The 25,531-nt window shown below is 64.9% G+C and carries 27 protein-coding genes and 1 riboswitch; of the genes, 19 read left to right on the forward strand and 8 right to left on the reverse strand.

What is annotated here, in order from left to right; translation table 11 throughout:
* Positions 1-129 precede the first annotated feature (129 nt).
* From FCT00_RS05390 to FCT00_RS05430, 9 genes are all read left to right on the forward strand, one after another.
* A complete protein-coding gene (locus tag FCT00_RS05390; protein ID WP_008332964.1) occupies positions 130-330 on the forward strand; it encodes a heavy-metal-associated domain-containing protein in 201 nt (66 codons plus the stop codon).
* Between the two features lie 60 nt (positions 331-390).
* Positions 391-633 carry a DUF4170 domain-containing protein gene (locus tag FCT00_RS05395; protein ID WP_008332961.1) on the forward strand — a complete coding sequence of 81 codons (243 nt, stop codon included), beginning with the start codon at positions 391-393 and terminating at the stop codon, positions 631-633.
* Between the two features lie 7 nt (positions 634-640).
* Complete coding sequence (locus tag FCT00_RS05400; RefSeq protein WP_138422131.1) at positions 641-1,924, forward strand: 3-deoxy-D-manno-octulosonic acid transferase; 1,284 nt, start codon at positions 641-643, stop codon at positions 1,922-1,924.
* Between the two features lie 2 nt (positions 1,925-1,926).
* Positions 1,927-2,802, forward strand: a complete 876-nt coding sequence (gene lpxK / locus FCT00_RS05405; RefSeq protein ID WP_328591392.1) for a tetraacyldisaccharide 4'-kinase — start codon at positions 1,927-1,929, stop codon at positions 2,800-2,802.
* 58 nt (positions 2,803-2,860) lie between these two features.
* Entirely contained in the window at positions 2,861-3,796 is a 936-nt protein-coding gene (locus FCT00_RS05410) for a histone deacetylase family protein (protein ID WP_138422132.1), read from the forward strand.
* Complete coding sequence (locus FCT00_RS05415) at positions 3,793-4,035, forward strand: exodeoxyribonuclease VII small subunit (RefSeq protein ID WP_008332952.1); 243 nt, start codon at positions 3,793-3,795, stop codon at positions 4,033-4,035. The genes FCT00_RS05410 and FCT00_RS05415 overlap by 4 nt, the downstream gene beginning before the upstream one ends.
* Positions 4,035-4,895: a polyprenyl synthetase family protein gene (locus FCT00_RS05420; protein ID WP_138422133.1), complete on the forward strand. Its 861-nt coding sequence runs from the start codon at positions 4,035-4,037 to the stop codon at positions 4,893-4,895. The genes FCT00_RS05415 and FCT00_RS05420 overlap by 1 nt, the downstream gene beginning before the upstream one ends.
* A gap of 14 nt (positions 4,896-4,909) precedes the next feature.
* Positions 4,910-6,838 carry a 1-deoxy-D-xylulose-5-phosphate synthase gene (gene dxs / locus FCT00_RS05425; RefSeq protein ID WP_138422134.1) on the forward strand — a complete coding sequence of 643 codons (1,929 nt, stop codon included), beginning with the start codon at positions 4,910-4,912 and terminating at the stop codon, positions 6,836-6,838.
* A 115-nt stretch (positions 6,839-6,953) separates the two neighbouring features.
* On the forward strand, positions 6,954-7,139 hold the full coding sequence (locus FCT00_RS05430) for a hypothetical protein (RefSeq protein ID WP_040884971.1): 186 nt from the start codon (positions 6,954-6,956) through the stop codon (positions 7,137-7,139).
* Positions 7,140-7,142: 3 nt separating this feature from the next.
* On the opposite strand, the gene FCT00_RS05435 is transcribed toward FCT00_RS05430, so the two are convergent.
* Together FCT00_RS05435 and FCT00_RS05440 are read right to left on the reverse strand one after the other, a co-directional pair.
* Positions 7,143-8,012 (reverse strand): SDR family oxidoreductase, encoded by an 870-nt coding sequence (locus FCT00_RS05435; protein WP_138422135.1) that lies wholly within the window; start codon positions 8,010-8,012, stop codon positions 7,143-7,145.
* Positions 8,013-8,049: 37 nt separating this feature from the next.
* Positions 8,050-9,615: an ABC-F family ATP-binding cassette domain-containing protein gene (locus FCT00_RS05440; RefSeq protein ID WP_138422136.1), complete on the reverse strand. Its 1,566-nt coding sequence runs from the start codon at positions 9,613-9,615 to the stop codon at positions 8,050-8,052.
* Between the two features lie 168 nt (positions 9,616-9,783).
* Here FCT00_RS05440 and ade point away from each other — a divergent pair, with 168 nt between their 5' ends.
* From ade to FCT00_RS05455, 3 genes are all read left to right on the forward strand, one after another.
* Positions 9,784-11,589: an adenine deaminase gene (gene ade, locus FCT00_RS05445; protein WP_138422137.1), complete on the forward strand. Its 1,806-nt coding sequence runs from the start codon at positions 9,784-9,786 to the stop codon at positions 11,587-11,589.
* Entirely contained in the window at positions 11,589-13,076 is a 1,488-nt protein-coding gene (locus tag FCT00_RS05450; RefSeq protein WP_138422138.1) for an AMP nucleosidase, read from the forward strand. The genes ade and FCT00_RS05450 overlap by 1 nt, the downstream gene beginning before the upstream one ends.
* A 138-nt stretch (positions 13,077-13,214) precedes the next feature.
* The gene (locus FCT00_RS05455; protein WP_008332906.1) at positions 13,215-13,502 is read left to right on the forward strand and encodes an HU family DNA-binding protein; all 288 of its coding nucleotides are present in this window, start codon (positions 13,215-13,217) and stop codon (positions 13,500-13,502) included.
* A gap of 72 nt (positions 13,503-13,574) precedes the next feature.
* On the opposite strand, the gene FCT00_RS05460 is transcribed toward FCT00_RS05455, so the two are convergent.
* The gene (locus FCT00_RS05460; protein ID WP_138422139.1) at positions 13,575-14,147 is read right to left on the reverse strand and encodes a YdeI/OmpD-associated family protein; all 573 of its coding nucleotides are present in this window, start codon (positions 14,145-14,147) and stop codon (positions 13,575-13,577) included.
* A 119-nt stretch (positions 14,148-14,266) separates the two neighbouring features.
* Between FCT00_RS05460 and FCT00_RS05465 the strand changes: the two genes are divergently transcribed.
* Entirely contained in the window at positions 14,267-15,163 is an 897-nt protein-coding gene (locus FCT00_RS05465) for a DMT family transporter (RefSeq protein ID WP_138422140.1), read from the forward strand.
* Between the two features lie 9 nt (positions 15,164-15,172).
* Here FCT00_RS05465 and FCT00_RS05470 read toward each other — a convergent pair whose 3' ends face one another.
* Positions 15,173-15,790 carry a glutathione S-transferase family protein gene (locus FCT00_RS05470; protein WP_138422141.1) on the reverse strand — a complete coding sequence of 206 codons (618 nt, stop codon included), beginning with the start codon at positions 15,788-15,790 and terminating at the stop codon, positions 15,173-15,175.
* Positions 15,791-15,868: 78 nt separating this feature from the next.
* Here FCT00_RS05470 and FCT00_RS05475 point away from each other — a divergent pair, with 78 nt between their 5' ends.
* From FCT00_RS05475 to FCT00_RS05485, 3 genes are read left to right on the forward strand one after another with little or no spacing between them, the layout of a single operon-like run.
* The gene (locus FCT00_RS05475) at positions 15,869-16,552 is read left to right on the forward strand and encodes a helix-turn-helix transcriptional regulator (RefSeq protein WP_138422142.1); all 684 of its coding nucleotides are present in this window, start codon (positions 15,869-15,871) and stop codon (positions 16,550-16,552) included.
* A gap of 59 nt (positions 16,553-16,611) precedes the next feature.
* Complete coding sequence (locus FCT00_RS05480; protein WP_138422143.1) at positions 16,612-17,307, forward strand: cytochrome c biogenesis CcdA family protein; 696 nt, start codon at positions 16,612-16,614, stop codon at positions 17,305-17,307.
* Between the two features lie 10 nt (positions 17,308-17,317).
* On the forward strand, positions 17,318-17,731 hold the full coding sequence (locus FCT00_RS05485; RefSeq protein ID WP_138422144.1) for a thioredoxin family protein: 414 nt from the start codon (positions 17,318-17,320) through the stop codon (positions 17,729-17,731).
* On the opposite strand, the gene FCT00_RS05490 is transcribed toward FCT00_RS05485, so the two are convergent.
* A complete protein-coding gene (locus tag FCT00_RS05490) occupies positions 17,728-18,651 on the reverse strand; it encodes an AEC family transporter (RefSeq protein WP_138422145.1) in 924 nt (307 codons plus the stop codon). The two genes, FCT00_RS05485 and FCT00_RS05490, sit on opposite strands and share 4 nt — an antisense overlap.
* On the reverse strand, positions 18,651-19,754 hold the full coding sequence (gene aroC / locus FCT00_RS05495; RefSeq protein ID WP_138422146.1) for a chorismate synthase: 1,104 nt from the start codon (positions 19,752-19,754) through the stop codon (positions 18,651-18,653). Before aroC ends, FCT00_RS05490 begins: the two co-directional genes overlap by 1 nt.
* A 209-nt stretch (positions 19,755-19,963) precedes the next feature.
* Positions 19,964-20,075, forward strand: a riboswitch (TPP riboswitch).
* A gap of 42 nt (positions 20,076-20,117) precedes the next feature.
* Here aroC and thiB point away from each other — a divergent pair.
* From thiB to FCT00_RS05510, 3 genes are read left to right on the forward strand one after another with little or no spacing between them, the layout of a single operon-like run.
* On the forward strand, positions 20,118-21,104 hold the full coding sequence (gene thiB / locus FCT00_RS05500; RefSeq protein WP_171042892.1) for a thiamine ABC transporter substrate binding subunit: 987 nt from the start codon (positions 20,118-20,120) through the stop codon (positions 21,102-21,104).
* The gene (locus tag FCT00_RS05505; RefSeq protein WP_138422148.1) at positions 21,080-22,642 is read left to right on the forward strand and encodes a thiamine/thiamine pyrophosphate ABC transporter permease ThiP; all 1,563 of its coding nucleotides are present in this window, start codon (positions 21,080-21,082) and stop codon (positions 22,640-22,642) included. The genes thiB and FCT00_RS05505 overlap by 25 nt, the downstream gene beginning before the upstream one ends.
* Complete coding sequence (locus FCT00_RS05510) at positions 22,629-23,321, forward strand: thiamine ABC transporter ATP-binding protein (RefSeq protein WP_138422149.1); 693 nt, start codon at positions 22,629-22,631, stop codon at positions 23,319-23,321. The genes FCT00_RS05505 and FCT00_RS05510 overlap by 14 nt, the downstream gene beginning before the upstream one ends.
* A gap of 70 nt (positions 23,322-23,391) precedes the next feature.
* On the opposite strand, the gene FCT00_RS05515 is transcribed toward FCT00_RS05510, so the two are convergent.
* Together FCT00_RS05515 and petB are read right to left on the reverse strand one after the other, a co-directional pair.
* Positions 23,392-24,189, reverse strand: coding sequence for a cytochrome c1 (locus FCT00_RS05515; RefSeq protein WP_008332856.1), 798 nt, complete (start codon positions 24,187-24,189; stop codon positions 23,392-23,394).
* Positions 24,190-24,206: 17 nt separating this feature from the next.
* A complete protein-coding gene (gene petB / locus FCT00_RS05520) occupies positions 24,207-25,529 on the reverse strand; it encodes a cytochrome b (protein ID WP_138422150.1) in 1,323 nt (440 codons plus the stop codon).
* Between the last annotated feature and the right edge of the window lie 2 nt (positions 25,530-25,531).

Raw genomic sequence — 25,531 nt, forward strand, 5'->3', positions numbered from 1 at the left:
CTTTTCTCGATGATCCACCACATAGCCCTTCCAGTCACTGGAAGGTCAAGAGGTCGCGGTGGAATTTTCGAATCCCGATTGACGGAGGCGCGACGCGATCCTAGCTGAGGGGTCATTCAGGAGGTTCCGATGACCACGTTTTCCATTCCCGAAATGAGCTGCGGCCACTGCAAGGCAAAGATCGAAGACGCCGTGATGGACGCCGACGAAGGCGCGGTCATCGCGTTCGACATGGACGCGCGCGAGGTCGAGATCGACTCGACCCTCGACACCGCCGCTCTGGCCGACGCGATCAAGGCGGCGGGCTACGAGACGCGCCTCAAGACCTGAGCGCCTTTTACCTCACCCGGCCCTGCGATAGGCTCGGCACAGGCAACGGCGGAGACGGACATGGCTCAAAGACTGCACCTCGTGTTCGGGGGCGAATTGGTCGACCCGACCAAAACCCAGTTCAAGAGCGTGGACGATATTCACATCGTGGGGATCTACCCGGACTACGCCACTGCCTATGACGCCTGGCGGGCCGAGGCGCAGCGCACCGTGGACAACGCCCACATGCGGTATTTCATCGCCCACCTTCACCGCCTTCGGGACGAAGAAACGCCCGCCTCGCCGACCGAGGAGCTGGAATAATCCGCCTATGGCGAAACGCCCCGGCCTTTCATTCTATCTGGCATCGCAGAAGCTGCGGGGGCGTGCCCGTGCCGAGGCGCGGCTCAAACGCGGTCTCGTCGAAGGGTCCGAAGACCGGACCCGCGCCGCCGAACGGCTCGGCAAGCCGCGTCAGGACCGCCCCGCCGGTCCGCTGATCTGGCTGCACGCAGGCAACGAGGTCGAGGCGCTGGGATTCCCGGAACTGGTCGATCGTCTGGCCGACGAGCGCGAAGATCTGAGCTTTCTCGTCACCACGACCGGACACGACCCGGATCACCCGCTGGAAGCCCGCCTGCCGTCACGGGCGATCCTGCAATATGCGCCCTACGGCGAGGACGGGGCGGTCGAGGCATTCCTGGGTCACTGGCGTCCCGACATCTGCCTTTGGGCCGAAAACAGGTTCGAACCGGGCCTGATCGACCGGACGGCGAGCGCCGGGGTGGACATGGTGCTTGTCGACGCACGGGTGCCGGAACGGGCCGGCTGGCGCTGGCTTCCGGGTATCAGGCGGACACTCCTGCGCCAGTTCACCCATGTGTTCGCAGGCGACGACACCGCCCGAACCGGCCTGATCGGCTTGGGTGTGTCCCCCGACCGGATCGAGACGGTGGGTTTCCTTCAGGAAGGCACCGCGCCCCTGACATGCAGTCAGGCCGAACGCGACATGCTGGCCGAAGAGCTTGCCGCGCGTCCCGTCTGGCTTGCGGCGGGCGCCGGGGCCGATGAATTCGCGATTCTGACAGGCGTGCACCAGCAGGTCATGCGGCGGTCGCACAGGCTCCTTCTGATCCTCGCGCCGCAGGACCCGAACGAGGGCCCACTCCTTGCCCGCAAGCTGGAAAGCGAGGGCTGGGTCGTCGGCCTGCGGTCGCTGGAAGACGAACCCGAGCCGGAGGTCGAAATCTATATCGCCGACGTCCCCGGCGAGTTGGGCCTGTGGTATCGCTTGGCGCCGACCTCCTTTCTGGGCGGCACGCTGTCCGGTGGGCCCGTTCGCAATCCTTACGAGGCCGCCGCATTGGGGTCGGCGGTGCTGTATGGACCGCGTCCGGGTCCGTGGCGCGAAAGCTTCGAAAGGCTGCGCGATGCGGGCGCGGCGCGATGCGTCAGCGACAAGCAGGATCTGACCCGCGCGGTCGAGGAATTGCTGGCGCCGGATCACGTGGCGCGCATGGCCTCGGCGGCCTGGGACGTGACGACCAACGGTGCGCAAGCGACGGATCGCGTGGTGGAACTGGTGCTCGACACGCTCGACCGAAAGGGCGTCTGACCGTGCGCTTTCCCCGGTCCCGACACCCTGACCCCGTTCGCGTGGATGTGCCCGTCGTATCGGTCTCCAGCCTGTCGCGGGGCGGGACCGGCAAGACCCCGATGGTGATCGCCCTCGCCCAACGTCTTGGTCGCCCCGACAGGAAGGTTCATGTTGTCATGCGGGGGAGCGACGCGCCCCTACGGGTGAACGAACGAACGCATACCGCCACCGACGTGGGGGACGAACCGCTCTTGTCCGCGGCCTTCGCGCCGACATGGGTCGGGTCCGACATGGCCGAAGCGGCGCGCGAGGCGGCGGACGCCGGTGCCGACCTGCTGATCGTGGAAGAGGACGGCACGCAGGAGGTCGCCTCGGACTACCGCATTCTCGTCGAGGATGCGGTCAGCGGGTTCGGAAACGGCAGGGTCTGGCCGCTCGGCCCGCTGCGCCACCCATTGTCGCGGGGGCTGGCGGAAGCCGACCTGCTGGTGACCGTCGGGCCGCAGCGCGCGCAGAAGGCGTTTCGGACCGTGCCCCTGCCCCGCATTCGTGCCCATCTCGACGTGCTTCAGACCGGGATGACGTGGAAAGGTCTGCCCGTCCTCGCCTTTGCCGGGATCGGCGTGCCAGAGCGTTTCTTCGCGACACTCTGCGACATCGGCGCGCAGGTGGTGCGCGCGCAGGCGCTGGCGGATCATCAGGAAATGACACCCACCCTGCTCGCCCGGTTGGAGCGTGAGGCGGCCATGGCGGGCGCGCAACTGGTCACGACCGAGAAAGACGCCGTGCGCCTGCCGGTGGCGTTCCGGCCCAAGGTGCTTGTCCTTCCCGTCAGGCTGGAGGCCGACGATTGGGCGACGCTGGATCAGGCGCTGTCCGAAAGGCTGCCTGAATGATGGCCAACAGCGCCTTCGCGACCTTGAAGCGCCCTGTCTATTCGCCTAGCGTCCGCGCATGACAACGCTGCTTTTTTCGCATGACCAATGCCTTGACCACGTGACGCCGCCGGGACACCCGGAACGGGTCGAACGTCTGGAGGCCATTGGGCGCGCCCTCGCCAAACCCGAATTCGACGCGCTCGACCGCCGCGCCGCGCCGATGGGCGAGGAAAAGCACGTGCGGCTGGCACATCCGCTGGCCCACCTCGACAGGATACGCACGTCGGAGCCGGTCGAGGGCTATGCCCAGATCGACGCCGACACCTCGATGGCGCCGGGCAGTTTCAACGCCGCGATGCGGGCCATCGGCGGCAACATCGCGGCGGTCGATGCCGTGCTGTCGGGCGAAGCGCGCAATGCCTTCGTCATGACCCGCCCGCCCGGACACCATGCCGAAAAGGCGAAGCCGATGGGGTTCTGCCTGTTCGCCAACGTCGCCATCGCGGCGCTCCATGCCATTGAGCACCACGGACTCGACCGGGTCGCCGTGTTGGACTTCGACGTGCACCACGGCAACGGCACGCAGGATGTGCTTTGGAACGAAAGTGGCGTGCGCTTCGCCTCGTCCCACCAGATGCCGCTTTACCCTGGCACCGGCGCGCCGAATGAAACCGGGGCCTATGACCAGATCCGCAACGCCGCACTCGACAGCGGATCGGGCTCGCAGCTGATGCGCGAGGCATGGGGCGAGCACATTCTGCCCTGGATCGAGGCCTACCAACCGCAACTGATCCTCGTGTCGGCAGGGTTCGACGCACATGCCGCCGACCCGCTTGCCGGGCTGAACTGGCGCACCGAAGACTATGCGTGGGTAACCGATCGGATAGTGGATGTGGCCGAAAAGGTCTGCGAGGGCCGGGTGGTGTCCTCACTCGAGGGCGGATATGATCTCGACGCGCTGGCGCAGGGCACCGCAGCGCATGTGAAAACCCTGATGGAGCGTGGCGCATGACCGACAAGCCAGTGAAAGACATGAGCTTCGAAGAGGCGATGCGCGAGCTTGAACAGGTGGTGAGTCAGTTGGAGCGCGGCGACGTGGCGCTCGAAGAATCGATCAAGCTTTACGAACGCGGTGCGGCGCTCAAGGCGCAATGTGAAGAAAAGCTGAAGGCGGCCGAGGAAAAGGTCGCGGCGATCACGCTGGACCGGGACGGGCAACCGACGGGGACGACGCCGGTCGAGACCGACTGATGTTTCACGACGCGCTGGAAGAAGCGAATCGGCGCGCGCGTGCGCGACTCGCACATGCCTTGCCGAAGACCGGGCCGTTGGCCGAGCCGATGGCCTATGCGGTCGAAGGCGGCAAGGGCCTGCGCGGGTTTCTGGTCATCGAAGGGGCGTCGCTGTTCGACGTGTCGCCGGACCGCTCGTCCTATGCCGCCGCCGCGATCGAAGCGGTCCACGCCAGCTCGCTTGTCCATGACGACCTGCCCTGCATGGACGACGACGACCTCAGGCGCGGCCGCCCGACCGTCCATGTCAAATGGGACGAGGCGACGGGCGTTCTGGTCGGAGTCGCGCTGCAATTCCTTGCCTTCGAACTGGTCGGTGACCCGGCGGTCGGAAGCGGCGACATACGCGCGGAACTCGCCCGAACGCTCGGTCGCGGCGCCGGGGGATTCGGCATGGTGATGGGACAATCGCTCGATCTCGCCGCAGAGGTGGCGCCGAACCCGCTCACCTTGGACGAAATCATCGCGCTTCAGGCGGGCAAGACCGGGGCGCTGTTCGAATGGTCCGCCTTCGCCGGGGCGATACTGGGCGAGGCCGACCGCGAACCGCTGCGCCAATACGGGGCCGCGCTGGGTCAGGCGTTCCAGATCGCCGACGACATTCTGGACATCGAAGGCGATGCCGAAACCGTCGGCAAGGCGGTTCAGAAAGACAAGGACGCCGGTAAGGCGACCTTCGTTTCGCTTCTCGGCATGGACGGGGCGCGCAAGCGTGCCCATATGCTTGTGGACAATGCCTGCGACGTTCTCGCGCCCTTTGGTCCGAAGGCCGATAACTTGCGAGAGGCCGCGCGCTTCGCTATTTCGCGGAAGAATTGAAGACGAGGCCCCCGATGCCCGAAAAACCCGCAACGCCCCTTCTCGACCGGATCGCGTCGCCCGCCGACATGCGTGGGCTGTCCGTGGCGGAAATGCGCCAGCTTGCCGACGAGCTGCGCGCCGAGACGATCTATTCCGTGTCGAAGACCGGCGGGCACCTTGGCGCGGGTCTGGGCGTGGTCGAACTGACCGTCGCGATTCACGCGATTTTCGACACGCCGCACGACAAGCTGATCTGGGACGTGTCGCACCAGTGCTATCCGCACAAGATCCTGACGGGCCGCCGCGACCGGATGACGTCGATTCGGCAGAAGGACGGGCTGTCGGGCTTCACCAAGCGGACCGAGTCGCCCTACGACCCTTTCGGTGCGGCCCATAGCTCCACTTCGATCTCGGCCGCGCTTGGCTTTGCCGTGGCGCGCGACCTTAGTGGATCGCCCGAGAACGGTATCGGCGACTGTATCGCCGTGATCGGTGACGGCGCGATGAGCGCGGGCATGGCCTTCGAGGCGATGAACAACGCGGGTCATCTGAACAAACGCCTGATCGTCGTCCTGAACGACAACGAAATGTCCATCGCCCCGCCTGTCGGTGCTCTGTCGACTTACCTATCGCGCCTATATGCGGGCGAGCCGTTTCAGGAGTTCAAGGCCGCCGCCAAGGGTGCGGTGCGTCTTCTCCCCCCGCCGTTTCAGGAAGGGGCACGACGCGCCAAGGAGATGCTCAAGGGCATGACCGTCGGCGGTACGATGTTCGAAGAGCTCGGCTTTTCCTATGTCGGCCCCATCGACGGACACGACATGGATCAGTTGGCACAGGTGTTGCGGACCGTGAAAGCCCGCGCGACCGGGCCGGTCCTGATCCATGCGATCACCCGCAAGGGCAAAGGCTATCGCCCCGCCGAGGAACGCGACGACAAGGGCCACGCGACCGCCAAGTTCGACGTTCCCACCGGAAAACAGCACAAGGCGCCCTCGAACGCGCCGTCTTACACCAGTGTCTTCGGCAAGACCCTGACCAAGCTGGGCGAGACCGACGACAAGATCGTCGCCGTCACGGCAGCCATGCCGGACGGAACCGGCGTCGACATTTTCGGGGCGCGTTTCCCGAGCCGGACATTCGACGTGGGCATTGCCGAACAGCACGGGGTGACGTTTTCGGCCGGGCTCGCGGCTGGCGGGATGCGGCCATTCTGCGCGATCTACTCGACCTTCCTGCAACGCGGCTACGACCAGGTCGTGCATGACGTGGCGATCCAGCGCCTGCCCGTGCGTTTCATGATCGACCGGGCCGGTCTGGTCGGGGCCGATGGCGCGACCCATGCGGGCAGCTTCGACATCGCCTATCTCGCCAACCTGCCGGACTTCGTCATCATGGCCCCGTCGGACGAGGCGGAACTGGTGAACATGATCGAAACCGCGCGCGGGATCGACGACCGCCCCTCGGCCGTGCGGTATCCGCGCGGTGCCGGGGTCGGCACCGAGATGCCCGAGACGCCCACCGCGCTCGAGATCGGCAAGGGCCGCATCTTGGCAGAGGGCAAGCGCGTCGCGTTCCTGTCTCTCGGTCCGCGCCTCGCCGAGGTCCACAAGGCCGCCGAGATGCTGACGGCCAAGGGGATCACGCCGACGATTGCCGACGCCCGTTTCGCCAAGCCGCTGGACGAGGACATGATCCTGAAACTCGCGCGCGAGCACGAGGTTCTCATAACGATCGAAGAAGGCGCCATCGGCGGGTTCGGAAGCCACGTCGCACAATTGCTGGCCGAGAACGGCGTTTTCGATTCGGGGCTGAAGTATCGCTCGATGGTCCTGCCCGACACTTTCATCGATCAGGCGACGCCGGATCAGATGTACGAGGTCGCGGGCCTGACCGCCGACGATATGGTTGCGAAAGTGATGTCGGCTTTAGATATCTCGACACTCGGATCGCAGCGCGCCTGAGAAAGCGTTTTCGGCAGGCAACACCGGGCCAAAAACCGACGCTTTCTTCTAGACCTGCACTGCATGTGGGGCATAATCACCCAATCACTAGCGTATTTAGTGTTAGGGGAAGAGAATGAACAAGATCATCCTTGGCGCGGTCATCGCCGTCATCGCAGGCTCGGCCTTTGCGGGCACCCTTGTCGATCCGGTCATGAATCAGGCGGTCATCGCACAGGAAACGGCGACATCGGGTTTCAACCACCACGTGATCCCGCCGCTTTTCTTTCTGTTTTTCGTGGGCCTCGGCCTGATCCTCTGACGCCTATGCGCCCTGCTCATTCAGCAGGGCCGACAACCCCTCGCGATAGGTCGGGTATTTTAGCGTGACGCCAAGCTCCCGCTTCATGCGGTCGTTGCGCACGCGTTTGGACTCGGCATAGAAACTGCGCGCCATCGGGGTCATGTCCGCATCCGCGAAATCCTCCGACGGCGGGATCGTTTTCCCAAGCAGGTCTGCCGCATATGCGATGACATCCTCCGGCGGCGCGGCCTCGTCATCGCAGACGTTGTAAATGCGCCCCGGTCGCGGATTGGCGATGGACGCGGCAAGCACCTGCGCGATGTCGTCCACGTGGATGCGTGAAAACACCTGATCGGGCTTAATGATCCGCCGCGCCGTCCCGTTGCGCACCTTGGCGAACGGTCCACGCCCCGGCCCGTAGATGCCCGCGAGCCGGAAAATGTGGAGTGGGAGCATCCGCGTCTCCTTCGCCAGCATCCACCATTCGCCCTCGGCCTTCACGCGCTGCTTGCCGCGCTTGGTGCCTGGTGTCAGCCCGGTTTCCTCATCGACCCAGCCACCCTGATGGTCGCCATAGACCCCGGTCGTCGAAAGATAGCCGACCCAGTCGAACCGATCCGCCCCTGCCGCAATCGTGTCGCGCCATTCCGCCAGCACCGGATCGCCGTCCTCGCCGGGCGCGGTCGAGATAAGCATATGTGTCGCCTGCCCGATGGCCTCGGTCATGTCGGTGCCCGGCCAGATAAGCGGTTCGACCCCTTCGGCTCGCAGCGCCTGCGCCTTGTCCTCGGATCGGGTGGTTCCGATCACCCGCCAGCCTTGAGGGATGAGGATGCGCGACAGGGCGCGGGCAGAGAAGCCGTGGCCGAAGGAAAGAAGCGTTCTGGTCATGGGCGCGATCATCTGCACCTCACACCGGGATGCAAGGTCAATCCGCCAGCCGCCCGTTGGCAAGCGTGAGCACCCGATCAATGCCGATGGCGTCGAGGAAGGCGCTGTCATGGCTGACCACAAGCAGCGCACCGGGATAGTCCGCAAGCGCGGCCTCCAGCACCTCGACCGCCTCGATGTCGAGGTGATTGGTCGGCTCGTCGAGGATCAGCAGATCCGGTGGCGGCCCGCCCAGCGCGGCGGCCAACCCGGCACGAAGGCGTTCGCCACCGGACAGCGTGCCGACCAGCTTCTCGGCTTCGCTGTTCCGGAACGCAAAACGCGCAAGGACGGTGTGGGCATCGTTCAGGTTCATGTCCGGATGCAGACGGCGCAGCCCCGCGACGATGGTTTCATCATGCGCGAGCGTTTCGGCATGTTGGTCCAGCATCGCGATCCGGCCCGGTCTGCGAATGTCGCCCGTGTTGGGAAGACGGCCGCGCAGCATGTCAAGCAGGGTGGACTTGCCCGCGCCGTTGGCACCTTCAAGCCCGACATGCTCCCCGGCGTGAATCGTGAGGTCGATGGGACCGATATGAAACGCGCCGCGCGTCGTCGTGGCACCCGCCATTGCCGCCACGATTCCGTGCGCAGATCCCGGCGTCGCGTCGATCCGAAGGTCGCACCGTGCCGCGACCTGGGCCGAAGCCGTTGCACGCGCGGCGGCGGCGCGATCCTCCAACTTCTGCGACAGCGCGGCCTCGCGCCCCGCCGTGCGCCCGGCCCGGTCCTTCATCGCGTCGAGTAGCACTTTGGGCTGGCTGCCACTCGCACGCAGGGCGCGCCCGGCGCGGTCGCGGCGCGCTTTCTTTTCTTCCCGCGCTCGAATCTCGCGCTTGGTCCGCGCCAAGTCGCGTTCGGCCGTTTCCAGCGCGGCTTGCGCACGTGCTTCGCGGGCCGCGCGGGCTTCGGCATAGACCGACCAGCCGCCGCCGTGCAGGTGCCAGCCTGTCGGGGACAGTTCGAGTATGCGCTCCATCCCGTCCAGCAATTCCCGATCATGGCTCACCACCACGACACCGCCGGACCACCCCGCGATCAGCTCGGAGATCAAAGTTCGGCCCGCGCGGTCCAGATTGTTCGTCGGCTCGTCCATCAGGAGCAGGTCCGGCGCGTCGATCAGGGCGCGGGCGACCGACAGCCGTGTGCGCTGCCCGCCGGAAAGGTCACCGACGCGACGCGCGAGGGTATCGGCGGGCAGGCCAAGACGCGCGACCACGCCTTCGATCCGGGCAGGCAACATCCAGTCGGCGGTGTCGAGGTCGGCGGGCTCGAAGACCCCGCTTTCGATCCGGTCGAGTTGCGCAAGCGCGGCGTCCACGCCCAGCGCCACCGCCACGGACTGTGCCGGGTCGAGCCGTTGGTCGAACAACCCGCAGGTGCCGATGTGCGAGACATGCGGACCGCCTGCCGACATCGCGGCGAGCAGCGTGGATTTGCCTGACCCGTTCGCACCGACGATGCCGGTACGTTCGGCCCCGAAGGCCAACGTCAGATCACGGACGAGCGGGCGTCCGTCAGGGGTTTTGAGAGAAAAATCGTGAAGGGACAGAAAGGCAGACATGGGACACCTCGACCGGGGAACACAGGGGGCTCATCGGGGTCGGGTGCAGGTCCATCGTTTCGTCCTTCATCGGATTGACATGGCAAGATGTAAGGGTTCGCGGACCGTTTGGCAAACTGCGCCCCGGAACCCGCTTGCATATGATCAAATTTGCTGGACAATTGCTCCATGACAGACACTCCATTGAAAACTTGGGCCGAAACCGCACCGCGCCTTGTCGCCGTGGCCGCGGGTCGTGAGGCTGCCGACCTCGTCATCCAAGGCGCCAAGGTCGTGAACGTCCACACGCGCGAAGTGCTGGACGGCTGGCAAGTCGCAGTCGCTGAGGGGCGGTTCGCTTACGTCGGGCCGGACGCCAGCCATTGCCTTGGCGACGACACCGAGGTGATCGACGCCGACGGCATGTACCTGATCCCCGGCCTGTGCGACGCCCATATGCATATCGAAAGCGGTATGCTGACCCCGGCGGAATTCGCCGCCGCCGTGATCCCGCACGGCACGACGAGCATGTTCACCGACCCGCACGAAATCGCGAACGTGCTTGGGTTGGAAGGCGTGCGGTTGATGCATGACGAGGCCGCTTTGCAGCCTGTGAATATCTTCACGCAGATGCCCTCCTGCGCGCCCTCGGCGCCGGGGCTCGAAACCACGGGGCGCGAGATCACGCCCGAGGATGTGGCGGAAGCGATGAACTGGCCCGGCATCATCGGTCTGGGCGAAATGATGAACTTTCCCGGCGTGGTCCACGGCGACCCCAAGATGCTGGCCGAGATCGCGGCGACCCAGAACGCGAACAAGACGGTGGGGGGACACTATGCCTCGCCCGACCTCGGCCCGAATTTCCACGCCTATGCGGCGGGTGGCCCTGCGGACGACCACGAAGGGACGTGCGAGGCCGACGCGATTGCCCGCGTGCGTCAGGGTATGCGGAGCATGATGCGGCTGGGGTCGGCGTGGTATGACGTGGAAACCCAGATCACCGCCGTCACCGAAAAAGGCCTCGACCCGCGCAGCTTCATCCTGTGCACCGACGACAGTCATTCCGGAACGCTCGTCAACGATGGTCACATGAATCGCGTTGTGCGGCACGCCATCGCCTGCGGTTGCGACCCGCTGATCGCGCTTCAGATGGCCACGATCAACACGGCCACCCACTTCGGGCTGGAACGCGAGCTCGGGTCCATCGCCCCGGGGCGGCGGGCCGACATGATCCTGACGCCCTCGCTCACCGAATTGCAGATCGAACGGGTCTACGCGCGCGGCGTTCTGGTCGCGGAAAAGGGCCGCATCACGGTCGCGTGCCCCCACCTCGACTGGCCGGATCACGCGCGCAACACCGTGCACCTCGGCAAGACGCTGGAGGGGGCCGATTTCGAGATCGCAGCCCCGGACGGCGCCAACACCGTCACCGCCAAGGTGATCGGGGTGGTCGAGAACCAGGCCCCGACCAAGGCGCTGACCGCCGACCTGCAAGTCTTGAACGGGGTCGTCGAACCGGACGAGGCAAACGACATCGCGCAGATCGCGCTTGTCGAACGGCATCGTGGCACGGGCGACGTGACCAACGGTTTCGTCTCGGGCTTCGGCTACCGTGGCGACATGGCCATCGCCTCGACCGTGGCCCATGACAGCCACCACATGATCGTCGTCGGCACGTCGCGCCGCGACATGGCGCTGGCCGCGAACCGGCTGGGCGAAGTGGGCGGCGGTATCACCGTCTTCAAGGATGGCAAGGAAATCGCACTCGTCGAGTTGCCGGTCGCTGGCCTCATGTCCGACGAACCGGCCGAAACGGTGGCCGCCAAGGCGCAGAACATGGTCGAGGCGATGGCGGCCTGCGGCTGCACGCTCAACAACGCCTACATGCAGCACTCGCTGCTTGCGCTGGTGGTCATCCCTGAACTACGCATCTCCGATCTCGGTTTGGTGGACGTGACCAAGTTCGAGTTGACCGAATTGTTTGAGGAGCCTTGATGTCCCCCGCTGACCTGACCCTGCCGATCAAGACACCGTCCAAAGTTCAGGCGGAGTTCTTCACCGACGCGAGTCTGGCGGTGGACCGCCTGTGCGAGCTTTACGACGCCGCCTGCGATTTCCTGACGGTTAAATTCTCGGACTCCGCTGGTCTTACGGAACAGCCTGCGAACCGGTTCCGGGCGTTCTATCCTGAGATACGGTTCCGTACGACGACACATGCAGCGACGGACAATCGCCTGTCCTTCGGCCATGTGCCCGGCCCCGGCACCTATTCGACGACGATCACACGACCGGACCTGTTTCGGAACTATCTCGAACAACAGATCGGCCTGTTGATACAGAACCACGGGGTTCCGGTCGCGGTCGGCCAGTCCAGCACACCGATGCCGGTCCATTTCGCGGTGGCGGGGCGCGCTGACATCACCGTGCCGCAAGAGGGGGCGATGGCGTTTCCTCTGCGCGACGTGTTCGACGTGCCGGACCTGACGAATACGCATGACGACATCGTCAACGGGCTGGGCTACCGGCACGAGGACGGGTCCGAGCCGCTCGCACCGTTCACGGCCCAGCGCATCGACTATTCGCTCGCGCGCCTCAGCCACTACACCGCGACGCTGGCCGAGCATTTCCAGAACCACGTGCTGTTCACGAACTACCAGTTCTATGTCGAGGAATTCGAGCTGTTCGCCCGCGCGATGCTGGCGGACAAGTCGAGCGGATATACCGCCTTCGTCAGTCCCGGAAACTTTGCGCTGACCGAGCCGGACGGGGAAATCCCGTCTCTGTCGAAGCTACCGCAGATGCCGACCTATCACCTGAAACGCGCGGACGGCTCCGGGATCACGCTGGTCAATATCGGGGTGGGACCGTCGAACGCCAAGACCGCGACCGACCATATCGCGGTGCTTCGCCCTCACGCGTGGCTGATGGTCGGACATTGCGCCGGTCTGCGGAACTCGCAACGGCTGGGCGATTTCGTTCTGGCGCACGCCTATCTGCGCGAGGACAAGGTGCTGGACGCCGATCTTCCGATCTGGGTGCCAATCCCGCCGCTCGCCGAGATCCAGATCGCGCTGGAAGACGCGGTGGCGGATGTGACCGAGCTGGAAGGTTACGAATTGAAGCGGATCATGCGCACGGGCACGGTCGCATCGCTCGACAACCGCAACTGGGAACTCCGGGACAATTCCGGACCCGTGCAGCGCCTGAGCCAGTCGCGGGCCATCGCGCTCGACATGGAAAGTGCGACGATCGCGGCCAACGGGTTCCGGTTCCGCGTGCCCTACGGCACGCTTCTGTGCGTGTCGGACAAGCCATTGCACGGCGAACTCAAACTGCCGGGGATGGCGAGCGACTTCTACACCACGCAGGTCGGGCGCCATCTGTTGATCGGCATTCGCGCGATGGAGCGTCTGCGCGATATGCCGCTGGAACGCATCCACAGCCGGAAGTTACGCTCATTCGACGAAACGGCATTCCTTTGAATAAGGAAAACCCCCCTGACTGAGCGGAAACCCGTTGTTTTCTTGCCGATTCCGTTCAGAAAGAGTTGTGTGCCCCCCGCAACCTCCTTTAAATGCGGCCAATGAAACCCCGAAGACGGGACAGTGAGGAGTAATCACATGGCAAAACCGATGACCAAGACCCAGCTCGTTGCAGCGCTGGCCGAGGAGATGGACACCGACAAGAAATCGGCATCCGCCGCGCTTGACGCGATCACCTCGATCATCACCAAGGAAGTGTCGGGCGGCGGTGCCGTGACCCTTCCGGGTGTCGGCAAGATCTATTGCCGTGAGCGCCCCGAGCGTATGGTTCGCAACCCGGCCACCGGCGAGCAGATCAAGAAAGAAGCCGACAAGGTGGTCAAGATGACCATTGCGAAGGCTCTGAAGGACTCCGTGAACTCGTAAGTTCCGGTTTTCAGAATTTCCGAAAGGGTCGCCCGAGGGCGGCCCTTTTGCTTTGTGGGGGGCAAAAATCCCTTACCGCTTCACGGGCGGCAGGCCTTCCGCCATGCGCGCGATCATGCGTTCCATCCGGGCCAGGAGCGTCTCGGGCTTCTTGGCCGAATGCAGGGCGTGATAGATCGAATAGCGCCATCCGCTGGCAAGCCCGTCATAGGTCGCCCGCGCTTCGGGCACGGCATCGAGGGCGGCAAGGAAATCCGGCGGGATCACCATGTCGGCGGGGCCGGCATAGGCCGCATCCCACCGCCCGTCCGCCTTGGCCGCTTCGACATGCGCCAGACCCGAGGGCTGCATACGCCCTTCGGCGATCAGACGTTCGACATGCGCCACGTTGCGTTTCGACCATGACGAGCGCGGTTTGCGCGGCGTGATCCGTTGCGTGTAGCTGACCGCGTCATAGGACCGCTTGATCCCGTCGATCCAGCCCCAACACAGGATGCCCTGCACCAGTTCGTCCCACGTGATCGAAGGTATACCGCTCTGGACCTTGTAAAGCCGCACGATCAGTTCGCTCTCGGTGTCGTGGTTTCTGGATAGCCAGCTTTCCAGATCTTCGATGGTTTCGAACGCTTTGGGTTCTGTGGTCATGGGCACCTCTGGGGCGAGTTTAAGGTCGGCAATCGGACATGGCGAGGATCGCATCGCGCGGGGTTGTGCACCGGTGCGATTTGGCTAGGGTCGCCGGGCACAGCGGTAAGGAGCACCAGATGGATATTCGCGCGATCATGATGGGTCTTGCCTTTGCCGTGATGTGGTCGTCCGCCTTCACCTCCGCCCGGATCATCGTGGCCGATGCGCCGCCGATGACCGCGCTTGCCATCCGGTTCGTGATCTCCGGCCTGATGGCAATGGGACTCGCCCGTATGCTGGGTCAGCGGATCAGGCTGACGCGGGGCCAATGGATTTCGGTGGTCGTCTTCGGTGTCTGCCAGAACGCGCTTTACCTTGGCCTGAACTTCATCGCGATGCAGACGATCGAAGCCGGGTTCGCCTCCATCATCGCCTCGACCATGCCGCTGATCGTGGGCCTTCTCGGCTGGGTCGTCTTCCGCGACCGTCTGCCGATGCTGGCGGTCGTCGGACTGGTCGTGGGCTTTGCCGGGGTCGCCCTCATCATGGGCAGCCGGATTTCCGGTGGCGTCGATATGTATGGTCTGATCCTTTGCATCATCGCCGCCGTCGCACTGGCCGTCGCGACGCTTTCGGTGCGCACCGCGTCGGGCGGGGGCAACCTGCTGATGGTGGTCGGCCTTCAGATGCTGGTAGGGGCCATCGCGCTCGCCCCCTTCGCATTGGCGCTGGAGCCGTTCGAGGTGAACTGGAACCCCGGTCTCATTGCGGCCTTCGCCTATACCACGCTGGTTCCCGGCCTTGCGGCCACATGGGTCTGGTTCGAACTTGTGCAACGCATCGGGGCGGTGCGGGCGGCGACGTTCCACTTCCTCAACCCGTTCTTCGGGGTGGCGATTGCCGCGGTTCTGCTGGGTGAACAACTGGGCCTGCTCGATGTGATCGGCGTCGCGGTCGTGACGGTCGGCATCCTCGCCGTGCAGCTTTCCAAGCAGAAACCGGCCCCGGTGACGGCGGATCGCGCCGCCACCTGAGCCGACCCTTCAGGTCATGGCCGGCGCATATCGCGCGTCGATCTCCCGCGCCCAGGCATAGGACGGGCGCGCGTTCACCCGGTCGACCCATGCAAGCACGTTGTCATCCTGCGGCGCCCAGTCACGCATCCACTGATAGGGCGACTGCACCATCAGATCGGCGGCGGTGAACGTGTCACCCTGAAGGAACGGGCGACCATCCGCGAACGTATCGATCAGGCGTTTCTCGACCTCGGGCACACCCCGGAACGATGCCCGCAGGATCGGGTGATCCAGACCTGCGGCCTTGTGATTGTAGACGGGTTCCATCACCGACACCGAATAGACGAGCCATGTCAGGAACGGGCCGCGCTTCGGATCGCCCATCACGGGCGCCAGCCCCGCGTCGGGGAACATGTCGCTGAGGTAAAGCGCAATCGCCGCGCTTTCGGTGATGACGGTCCCGTCATGGTCGAGCGCGGGCACCTTGTGGTCGGGATGCGGATTGTTCGGGTCGAACCGACCCGATCCGTCCTGCCGCTTCAGGTCGACATGCACGCGCGTCACCTCATCGACGATCCCGAGTTCATGGACGAGGGCGAGCATCCGCGTCGCGCGGGACCAGTAGGAATGGTAAAGCGTCAGCATCGGTTTTCCTTTCGCGTTGCCTGTGTGACTGCCCGCGTTATGCTCCCCCCATACTGACAGTTTCCGTCAGGAGGGGACATGAGCCGTTCAGATCGCCTATTTCGTCTGCTCGATACCCTACGGCGACTGCCCCCGCCTGTCACCGCCGCCCGTCTGGCCGGTGAAACCGGCGTATCTGAGCGCACCATCTATCGCGACATCGAAAGCCTGCGCGCCGCCGGGGCGATCATCGATGGCGAGGCCGGGTTCGGCTACACGCTGACCGAGGACAATGCGGTGCCCCCGCAGATGTTCGACCGTCTCGAGCTCGAGGCGGTGATGCTGGGCCTCGGCTGGCTGGAATGGCAGGGCGACCCGGCACTGGCGGAGGCCGCCAAGCGCGCCATCGCCAAGGTCACCGCCTCGCTCCCCGCGCGCAAGGCCGACGAGGCGCGACACGTCGCCCTGCTCGCCTATGTCTTCGACAAGAAGCCCGAAGTGCCGGAGTTCATGCCGACCTTGCGTGAAGCCGCATGGGAGGAGCGCGCGGTCGATATCACCTATACCGACCGAGAGGGGTCGTTCACGGAACGGCGGATCTGGCCGCTGTCGGTGGTCTACACCGATTACGAACCGTGGATCCTCGCATGGTGCTGCCTGCGCCGGGGGTTTCGCCGCTTCCTGATCTCCCGCGTCGCCTCCGTCAGCGAAACGCGGGAAAGCTTCCGCCCCCGCCGCGTGCCGTTGCTGCGTGAGATGATGTCGGAAACCTATTCCGGCTGAAACGAAACTCACGCGCTTGTCGGGTGACAGTGATCGGGCTGTCACGGCAATGAGAAGGCATGGAATTGATCCTCGCATATGGCGCGGGCCTGCTGACGCTCATCAACCCCTGCGTTCTGCCGGTCCTGCCGATCGTGCTTGCCTCCGCCTTGCAGGCGCATCGCCTTGGCCCCGTCGTGCTCGCCGCCGGGATGAGCCTGTCTTTCGTCACCTTCGGTATGCTGGTGTCCACCGTGGGCTACGCCATAGGCCTGACCGAAGACACCGTTGCGACCGCTGGCGCCGTCCTGATGATCGGGTTCGGCCTCGTCATGCTGGTGCCGCAAGCGAACGCGGTCTTCGCCTCGGCCACGGCGGGACTCGCCGCGCGTGCCGACGGCGGCATCGACAGTTTCGACCGGACCTCGCTCTGGGGTCAGTTCGGCGGGGGCCTGCTGCTCGGCGCGGTCTGGTCCCCCTGTATCGGCCCCACGCTCGGCGGGGCCATCGCGCTCGCCTCGCAGGGTGAAAGCCTGATCCGCGCCTTCGCGATCATGGTGATGTTCGCCGCCGGTGTTTCGACCCTGATCCTCGCCATCGGCTACGGGCTGCGGGCCACGGCGCTCAGAAAATTCGCCAACGTGTCACGCCCTGTTCTCGGCGCCGCGTTTCTTTTGGTCGGCTTCGCCATCCTGTTCCGTATCAACCACATGATCGATGCCTGGCTGTTGTCGAACATGCCCGCCTGGCTCGTCGATTTGTCCGTTTCCATCTAGGGAGGTCCTTATGAACCGTCGCTCATTCCTTGCCACAGTATCCGCCGCCGCTCTGATCCCGACGCTCGGCCAATCCGCCACCATCGCCTATACGCCGGGCGCGGTGAACCAGGCTCTCGATGCCGGAACGCCCGTGGTCCTCGACTACTTCGCCCCGTGGTGCGGCACCTGTCAGGCCCAACGCCGCGTGATCTCGCGCCTGTTCGACGAGAACCCGGCCTACAAGGAAAAGATCACGTATATCGAGGTGGATTGGGACACCTACAAACGCGACGACATCACCACGTCGTTCAAGGTTCCGCGCCGTTCGACCCTGATCGCGATCGGTCCCGACCGCAAGGAAATCGCCCGGATCGTCGCGGGAACGGCCTACGAGGATATCAAGGCTCTGTTCGACGCGGCGCTCGCCACCGCGACGGCCTAGACCAGCAGGAAAATCGCCACGTTGAGCGTCACGAAAGACGCGACCGTGGCCATCAAAAGCGCGAGCGAGGCGAGGCCTTCGTGCCCCGTCTCCTGCGCCAGAACCGTGTAGATCGTGAACATCGGGATCGCCGCCGACAGGATGACGGCGGTCCTCAGATCGCCGGCAAGGCCAAGCCCCAGCACGCCGAACAGGATCACGGCACCCACCGTCACCAGTGGATGCACCACCAGCTTGGCGAGCGAAATCTGCGCCGCCAGAGCGACATTGCCTTTCACCGAAAGCCCGGCAAGCGATCCGCCGATCACGACCAGCGCCAGCGCGGCGGCGGACCCCGCCACCATGCCGACGAGCCGGTCGACCGGCCCCGGCAGCGGCATCCCGATCACCGACACGACGAGGCCGAGGATCAGGCCGATCACCATCGGCCGCCGTATGACGCCGATCAGCACCTTGCCAATGTTCAGCCCCCCACCCTTGGACGCTTCGATCAGGGCGAGCGCCACGGGCACGATCACCACGTTCTCGACCAGCATGTTCATGGCGAGGATGAGCCCGGCGATATCGGGGAAGAGCAACAGCATCAGCGGCGCTCCGACGAAACCGGAGTTCGGGCAGGACGCACCCATCGCCCCGACAGCGCGGCGCTGCGGCCCGGTGATGGCCGAAAACCAGCCGAACGCGATCCCCATCGTGACCAGAGCCCCGGCGAGATACGCGGCCATGTAGGGCACGTTGAACACTTCGCCGATGTCCCGTGTCGCGACCGCGTTGAAGATCAGGGCAGGCAGCGCGATGTTCATGACATAGGCGCCGAACACCCGCATGTCCTGTGGCCGGAACACCCGCCAGCGGACCAGGCCATAGCCAAGCGCGATCGCCGCGAAGATCGGGAAGGTGATCCCGAGGATCGACAGCATCAGCCGATCTTGCCCCGTGGCCCGTCGCCGACCTGCGCCCGGTGCAGCATCAGATGATCGAGAATGACACAGGCCGCCATCGCTTCGCCCACCGGGACGGCGCGGATGCCGACGCAGGGGTCATGGCGCCCCTTTGTGACGATCTCGGCCGGCTCGCCCGTTTTCGTGATCGTCTTGCGCGGGGTCAGGATCGAAGACGTCGGCTTGACCGCGAACCGGCAGACGATGTCTTGCCCGGTCGAGATACCACCAAGAATGCCGCCCGCGTGGTTCGACGAAAACACCGGTTTTCCGTCGTTCCCCATATAGATCTCGTCCGCATTCCCCTCGCCCGTCAGGCAGGCCGCGTTCATGCCTTCACCGATCTCGACGCCCTTCACGGCGTTGATCGACATCATCGCAGCGGCCAGACCTGTGTCGAGTTTGGCATAGATCGGCGCCCCGAGGCCTGCGGGCGCACCGCGCACGACCACCTCGATCACCGCGCCGACGGACGAGCCCGCCTTGCGCAACCCGTCGAGGTAGTCGGCCCATGTCGCGGCGGCTTCGGCGTCCGGAACCCAGAACGGATTGCGCTCGATCTCGTCCCAGTCGAAACGGCTGCGGTCGATCTCGTGCTCGCCCATGCGGGTCATGTAGCCGCGCACCTCGATTCCCGGCACCAGCATCTTGAGCGCCTCACGCGCGATACCGCCCGCCGCGACGCGGGCCGCCGTTTCGCGCGCCGATGACCGCCCACCCCCGCGCGGATCGCGGATACCGTATTTCTGCCAATAGGTGATGTCGGCATGGCCGGGCCGGAACTTCTCGGCGATGTCGCCATAATCCTTGGACCGCTGATCGGTGTTCTCGATCATGAGCTGCACCGGCGTCCCGGTCGTCTCGCCCTCGTAGACACCCGACAGAATACGAACCGCGTCGGGTTCACGCCGCTGGGTCGTGTATTTGTTCTGGCCGGGTTTGCGCCGGTCCAGCCAGTGCTGGATCATCGCCTCGTCCAGCGCCACCCCCGGCGGCACACCGTCCACGGTCGCCCCAAGCGCAGGCCCGTGGCTTTCGCCCCAGGTCGTCACCCGAAAGATATGCCCGAAAGAGTTCATCATGGCCCGGCTCCTTTGCCGCTTCGGTAGCCGACCCCCCGGAAAACCTCAACTCTTCTTCGTTTCCGAAAACCTCGGGAGAGCGCGAGAGGGCTGGCCCTCTCGCACCGCCGCGGCCCGCCAGCGGCGGGACGTGGCTCCCAAAGCGCGTGCGCCAGCACGCACCTTTCGGTGACACCCCCTTGCGAGCACCGGGTTCGATGCATAGTGTCTGCCTCACCTCGGGGTGCCCGTGCGACGCAAGTCGTCCGGCTGAGATGCGAAAGCGAACCCGTTGAACCTGAACCGGCTAGCACCGGCGGAGGGAAGGTCAGGACCATCACAGGTCATCCTGCCGGACTTTCGCCCGTCGCAATGGAGGATGACATGAGAACACCCATCATCGCAGCGGGACTTGTGGGCTTGGCGAGCATCGCCAACGCGCAAGACACCCTTACTGTTTACACCTATGACAGCTTCGTCGCCGAATGGGGCCCCGGCCCCGTGATCGAAAAGGCGTTCGAGGCGCGTTGCGACTGCGACCTCGAATTCGTGGCCGTCGGCGACGGGGCCGAAATCCTGTCGCGCCTGCGGCTCGAGGGCGCCCGGACCGAGGCCGACGTCGTGCTCGGCCTCGACGAGAACCTTGCCGAAGCCGCCCGCGAAACCGCGCTGTTCGCGCCACACGGCATCGAAAGCCCGCAGCTCGACCTGCCGATCGAATGGCAGGACGAACTGTTCCTGCCCTTCGACTGGGGGTATTTCGCGTTCGTCTATGACAAGACCAAAGTGGACACCCCGCCGGCCTCGTTCGACGAGCTGGCCGACAGCGACCTGTCGATCCTCATTCAGGACCCGCGCTCGTCCACACCCGGCCTCGGTCTCGTCCTCTGGGTCAAGGCGGTCTACGGCGAAGAGGCGGGCGCGTATTGGGAGCGTCTGAACGACCAGATCGTCACCGTGACGAAAGGATGGTCCGAAGCCTATGGCATGTTCGTCGAGGGCGAGGCGGACATGGTCCTGTCCTACACCACATCGCCTGCCTATCACCTGATTGCCGAGGACGACGAAACCAAGGCGGCAGCCGCTTTTGACGACGGCCACTACCTGCAGATCGAAATCGCGGGCAAGGTCGCGTCGACCGAACAGGGCGAACTGGCCGATATGTTCATGGACTTCATGCTCACGGATGGGTTCCAGTCCGCGATCCCCACGACCAACTGGATGTACCCGGCAAAGATCCCGACCGAAGGCCTGCCGGACGGGTTCGAGACACTGCATGAGCCGGAGAATGCCCTGATCTATCTGGGGGCCGAGGCCGAAGCGATCCGTGACGACGCCATCGAGGAATGGCGCGCGGCATCGACGCGGTGACGCGGACCACCGGGGCGGGGGCCATTGCCCTCGCCCTCGTTCTCCTTCTGACTCTGGGCACGCTCGCGGCGGTTGCGGTTCGGGCCGAAGGCGTGGGCGGGTTCGGTGTGGCCGATTGGGCCGCCCTACGGTTCACGCTGCTGCAGGCAACGCTGTCGGCGGCCCTGTCGGTCGTGCTCGCGGTGCCTATCGGGCGGGCTTACGCGCGACGGCGATTTCCGGGCCGAAGTCTGCTGGTCATGTTGCTCGGTGCACCGTTCATCCTGCCCGTGATCGTTGCGGTCTTCGGGCTCATCAGCGTTTTCGGACGGTCCGGCATCGTCAGTCAGGCGCTCGTCGCCCTCGGCTTCGAACCCATTTCGATCTACGGCTTTCATGGCGTCGTGCTGGCGCATGTGTTCTTCAACCTCCCGCTTGCGACCCGGCTGGTTCTGCAAGGATGGCTCGCCATTCCCGCCGAACGCTTCCGCCTTGCCGCGTCGCTCGGCATGACTTCCCGCGATATAGCCCGGCATCTCGAAAGGCCGATGCTGCGCGAGGTGCTTCCGGGGGCTTTCCTCGTCGTTTTCCTGCTGTGCCTGACGTCTTTCGCCGTCGCGCTCGCCCTTGGCGGCGGCCCACGCGCCACGACCATCGAATTGGCGATCTATCAGGCGTTCCGTCTCGACTTCGACCTCGGCAAAGCGGCCCTTCTGGCGCTCGTGCAATTTGGCCTCGGTGCCGCCGTCGCGCTGGTCGCTTTGAAGGTCGCCCTGCCTTCCGGCTTCGGCTCCGGCCTCGACCGCGCCGTGATGCGCTGGGATGCGAATTCGCCCGCGTTGCGCGCGCTCGACGCCGCGTTGATCGCACTCGCCACGCTGTTTCTGGTTCTGCCCATGGCGATGATCGCCGTGGACGGCATCCCGGCGCTTACGTCCCTTCCGCCCTCCGTCTTCGCGGCGACCCTGCGCTCGCTCGGCGTGGCGATGGCGTCGGTCGTGCTGTCGATCTCGCTCGCGCTTCCCATTGCCGCATGGGCCGTGAAAAGCCGTTCGCGGCTGGTCGAGGCGATCGGGACGCTTACGATCGCGGCCTCGCCCCTCGTGATCGGGACGGGCCTGTTCATCCTGATTTTCCCGGTAGCCGATCCGTTCGCCTTCGCGCTTCCGGTGACCGCGCTCGTGAACGCCGTGATGTCGTTGCCTTTCGCCCTGCGTGCGCTGGTGCCCGCGCTTGGTCAGATCGAGGCCGACTTCGGGCGGCTTGCAGACGGACTCGGCATGTCCGGGTGGGCGCGGTTCAGGCTCGTCTGGCTGCCCCGCCTGCGCCGGCCTCTCGGGTTTTCCGCCGGGCTTGCCGCGGCCCTGTCGATGGGTGACCTTGGTGTCATTGCCCTGTTCGCGTCGCCCGACACGCCCACCCTGCCTCTGCAACTCTATCGTCTGCTGTCAGCTTATCGGATGGATGACGCTGCCGGGGCCGCGCTGGTGCTTCTTGCTGCGAGCCTCGCGGTGTTCTGGGTTTTCGACCGGGGAGGGCGCGTGAATGCTGACGCTTGAAAACATGCATGTCGATCTTGGCGGCTTCACGCTGGACGCGACCCTGAGCGTCGAGCCGGGCCGGAAAGTCGCCATTCTCGGGCCGTCGGGCGCCGGAAAATCGACACTGCTCGCGGCGATCGGCGGTTATCAACCCGCGTCAGGCCGGGTGCTTTGGTCGGGAACCGACCTGTCGGCCACGCCCCCCGCGCAGCGTCCGATCACCACCATCTTTCAAGACAACAACCTGTTCCCGCATCTAACCGCCGCCCAGAACGTCGGTTTGGGGGTGCGACCTGACTTGCGGTTGTCTAGGGGCGATGCGGCCCGGGTGGACGAGGCTTTGAACCGGGTCGGCCTTGCTGGGCTCGGCCCGCGCAAACCCGCGGCCTTGTCAGGCGGTCAGATCGCGCGCGTGGCGCTTGCCCGGGCGCTTCTGCGCGACAAGCCGATCATGCTTCTGGACGAGCCGTTCGGTGCGCTGGGACCGGCCCTGCGCGACGAAATGCTTGGCTTGGTTGCTGCGCTGGCGGACGAAACGGGCGCGACCCTTCTGATGGTCAGCCACGAACCGGGCGATGCGCGGCGCATCGCGGACGATGTCATACTCGTGGCCGATGGGGTGGCCCATGCCCCCGTGCCGACGGCCGAGATTTTCGCGCATCCGCCTGAGGCGCTTCGCGATTACCTCGGCCACTGACCCTTGCAGGGCCGACAAAGAAAAAGGGCGCCCCGAGAGGCGCCCTTTTCATTCAGCGGGATGGACCGGATCAGAGATCCAGTTCCTTGCCGTACTTGTGCGGCGCCCAAAGCTTCTTGTTCGTGAGGTAGAGCATCGTCGCGAGGATGACGAGCATAATCACACCGATGAACCCGGCCTGCTTACGCTCCATCATCTTCGGCTCCGCCGTCCACATCAGGAACGCGGCGACGTCTTCGGCCAAATGGTGCGCATCGTTCGCGTGCCCATCGTCGAAGTCCACCAGCCCGTCCGAAAGCTGCGGCGGCATCGAGACCCAGCCGCCGTCGAAAGCGGTGTTCTCATAAAGATACTGACCGGCCACTTCACGCTCTTCGCCGGTGAACCCGGTGAGGAAGGCCGTGATGTATTCCGGTCCACCCATGCCTTTGAGAAGTTGGTTGATGCCGGTGCCTGCGGGGCCGTGGAAGCCCGCGCGCGCCTTGGCCATGAGCGACAGATCGGGACCCATGCCCTCGCCCGACACGGCCGGGAAGTTGTCACGCGGAAGCGCGGGACGCCATTCGTCGGTCTCGGCTTCGTAGATTTCGAAGTTCTCGGCAGCGAAGGCGCGCACCTCGTCCTCGGAATACCCGAGGTCGGTGAGCGTGCGCAGCGGCACGTATTGCAGGCCGTGACAGGCCCGGCACACGTCCATGTAGACCTTGAAGCCGCGCTGAAGCTGCTGCTGGTCATAGGTGCCGAAGGGTCCTTCGAACGAGAAGGCGACATCTTCGATATGGCCACCTTCGCCGGCGGCCAGGGCAGCGGTGCCGCCCAAGGCCATGGTGATCGCGGTGACCGCGGAAAGGGTGAGTTTCTTGATCATTGGTCTCAGATCCTCTCTCACTCGGCCGCCGAAGGGGCGTCGGGGTAGTGCTTCTTGAAATCCTCGTCGATGGTCGCCGGGGGCGTCTCCGGCTTCTCGAACACGCCGAGCAGCGGGAGGATCACGAGGAAGTAGGCGAACCAGTAGGTCGCACCGATCAGCGAAATCCAGTCATGCGGGAAGTTCGTGTCACGGGCGCCGACCCACATCAGGACGATGAAGTCGATCACCAGCAGACGGAACCACCACTTGAACGCCGGACGGTACTTGCCCGAGCGGACCGACGAGGTGTCGAGCCACGGGGCCAGCGCCATCACGAAGATCGCACCGAACATCGCGAGCACGCCGAAGAATTTGGCGTCGATGATGCCGCCGGTCACCCAGCTCACCAGTTGCACGGCCCAGACGTCGGCGGTGAAGGCACGCAGGATCGCGTAGAACGGCAGGTAGTACCATTCCGGCACGATATGTGCGGGCGTCGCCAGCGGGTTCGCTTCGATGTAGTTGTCGGGGTGGCCGAGGTAGTTCGGCATGAAGCCCACGATGGCCCAGAAGATCAGGAGGACGATCGCCAGCGCGAACAGGTCCTTGATGACGAAGTAGGGCCAGAACGGAAGCGTGTCTTTCTTGGCTTCTTCCTTCGATCCGCGCCGCACCTCGACACCCGTCGGGTTGTTGTTGCCCGTGGTGTGGAAGGCCCAGATATGAACGATCACGAGAGCGGCGATCACGAAGGGAAGCAGGTAGTGCAGCGAGAAGAAGCGGTTGAGCGTGGCGTTGCCGACCGCCGGCCCACCGAGGAGCCAGGTCTGAATGCCTTCGCCGATGAACGGGATGGCACCGAACAGGCCGGTGATGACCGTCGCACCCCAGAAGGACATCTGACCCCAGGGCAGAACGTAGCCCAGGAAGCCGGTCGCCATCATGACGAGGTAGATCAGCATCCCGATGATCCAGGTGATCTCACGCGGGGCTTTGTAGGACCCGTAGAACAGACCACGGAACATGTGGATGTAGACCGCGACGAAGAACAGCGATGCGCCGTTCATGTGCAGGTAACGCAGGAAGAACCCGCCGTTCACGTCACGCATGATGTGTTCGATCGAGGCGAACGCCATGTCGACATGCGGCGTGTAGTGCATCACGAGGATAACGCCGGTCACGATTTGAAGGACCAGGCAGAACGCGAGAATGATGCCCCAGATCCACCACCAGTTCAGGTTCTTGGGGGTCGGGATCATCAGGGTGTCGTAAAGCAGCGACACGATCGGCAGACGCTTGTGCGTCCATTTCTCGAAGCCGGACTTCGGCTCGTAATGGTCGTGGGGGATACCAGCCATGT

The sequence above is a fragment of the Maritimibacter alexandrii genome (genome assembly GCF_005871115.1).
Classification (GTDB): Bacteria; Pseudomonadota; Alphaproteobacteria; order Rhodobacterales; family Rhodobacteraceae; genus Maritimibacter; species Maritimibacter alkaliphilus.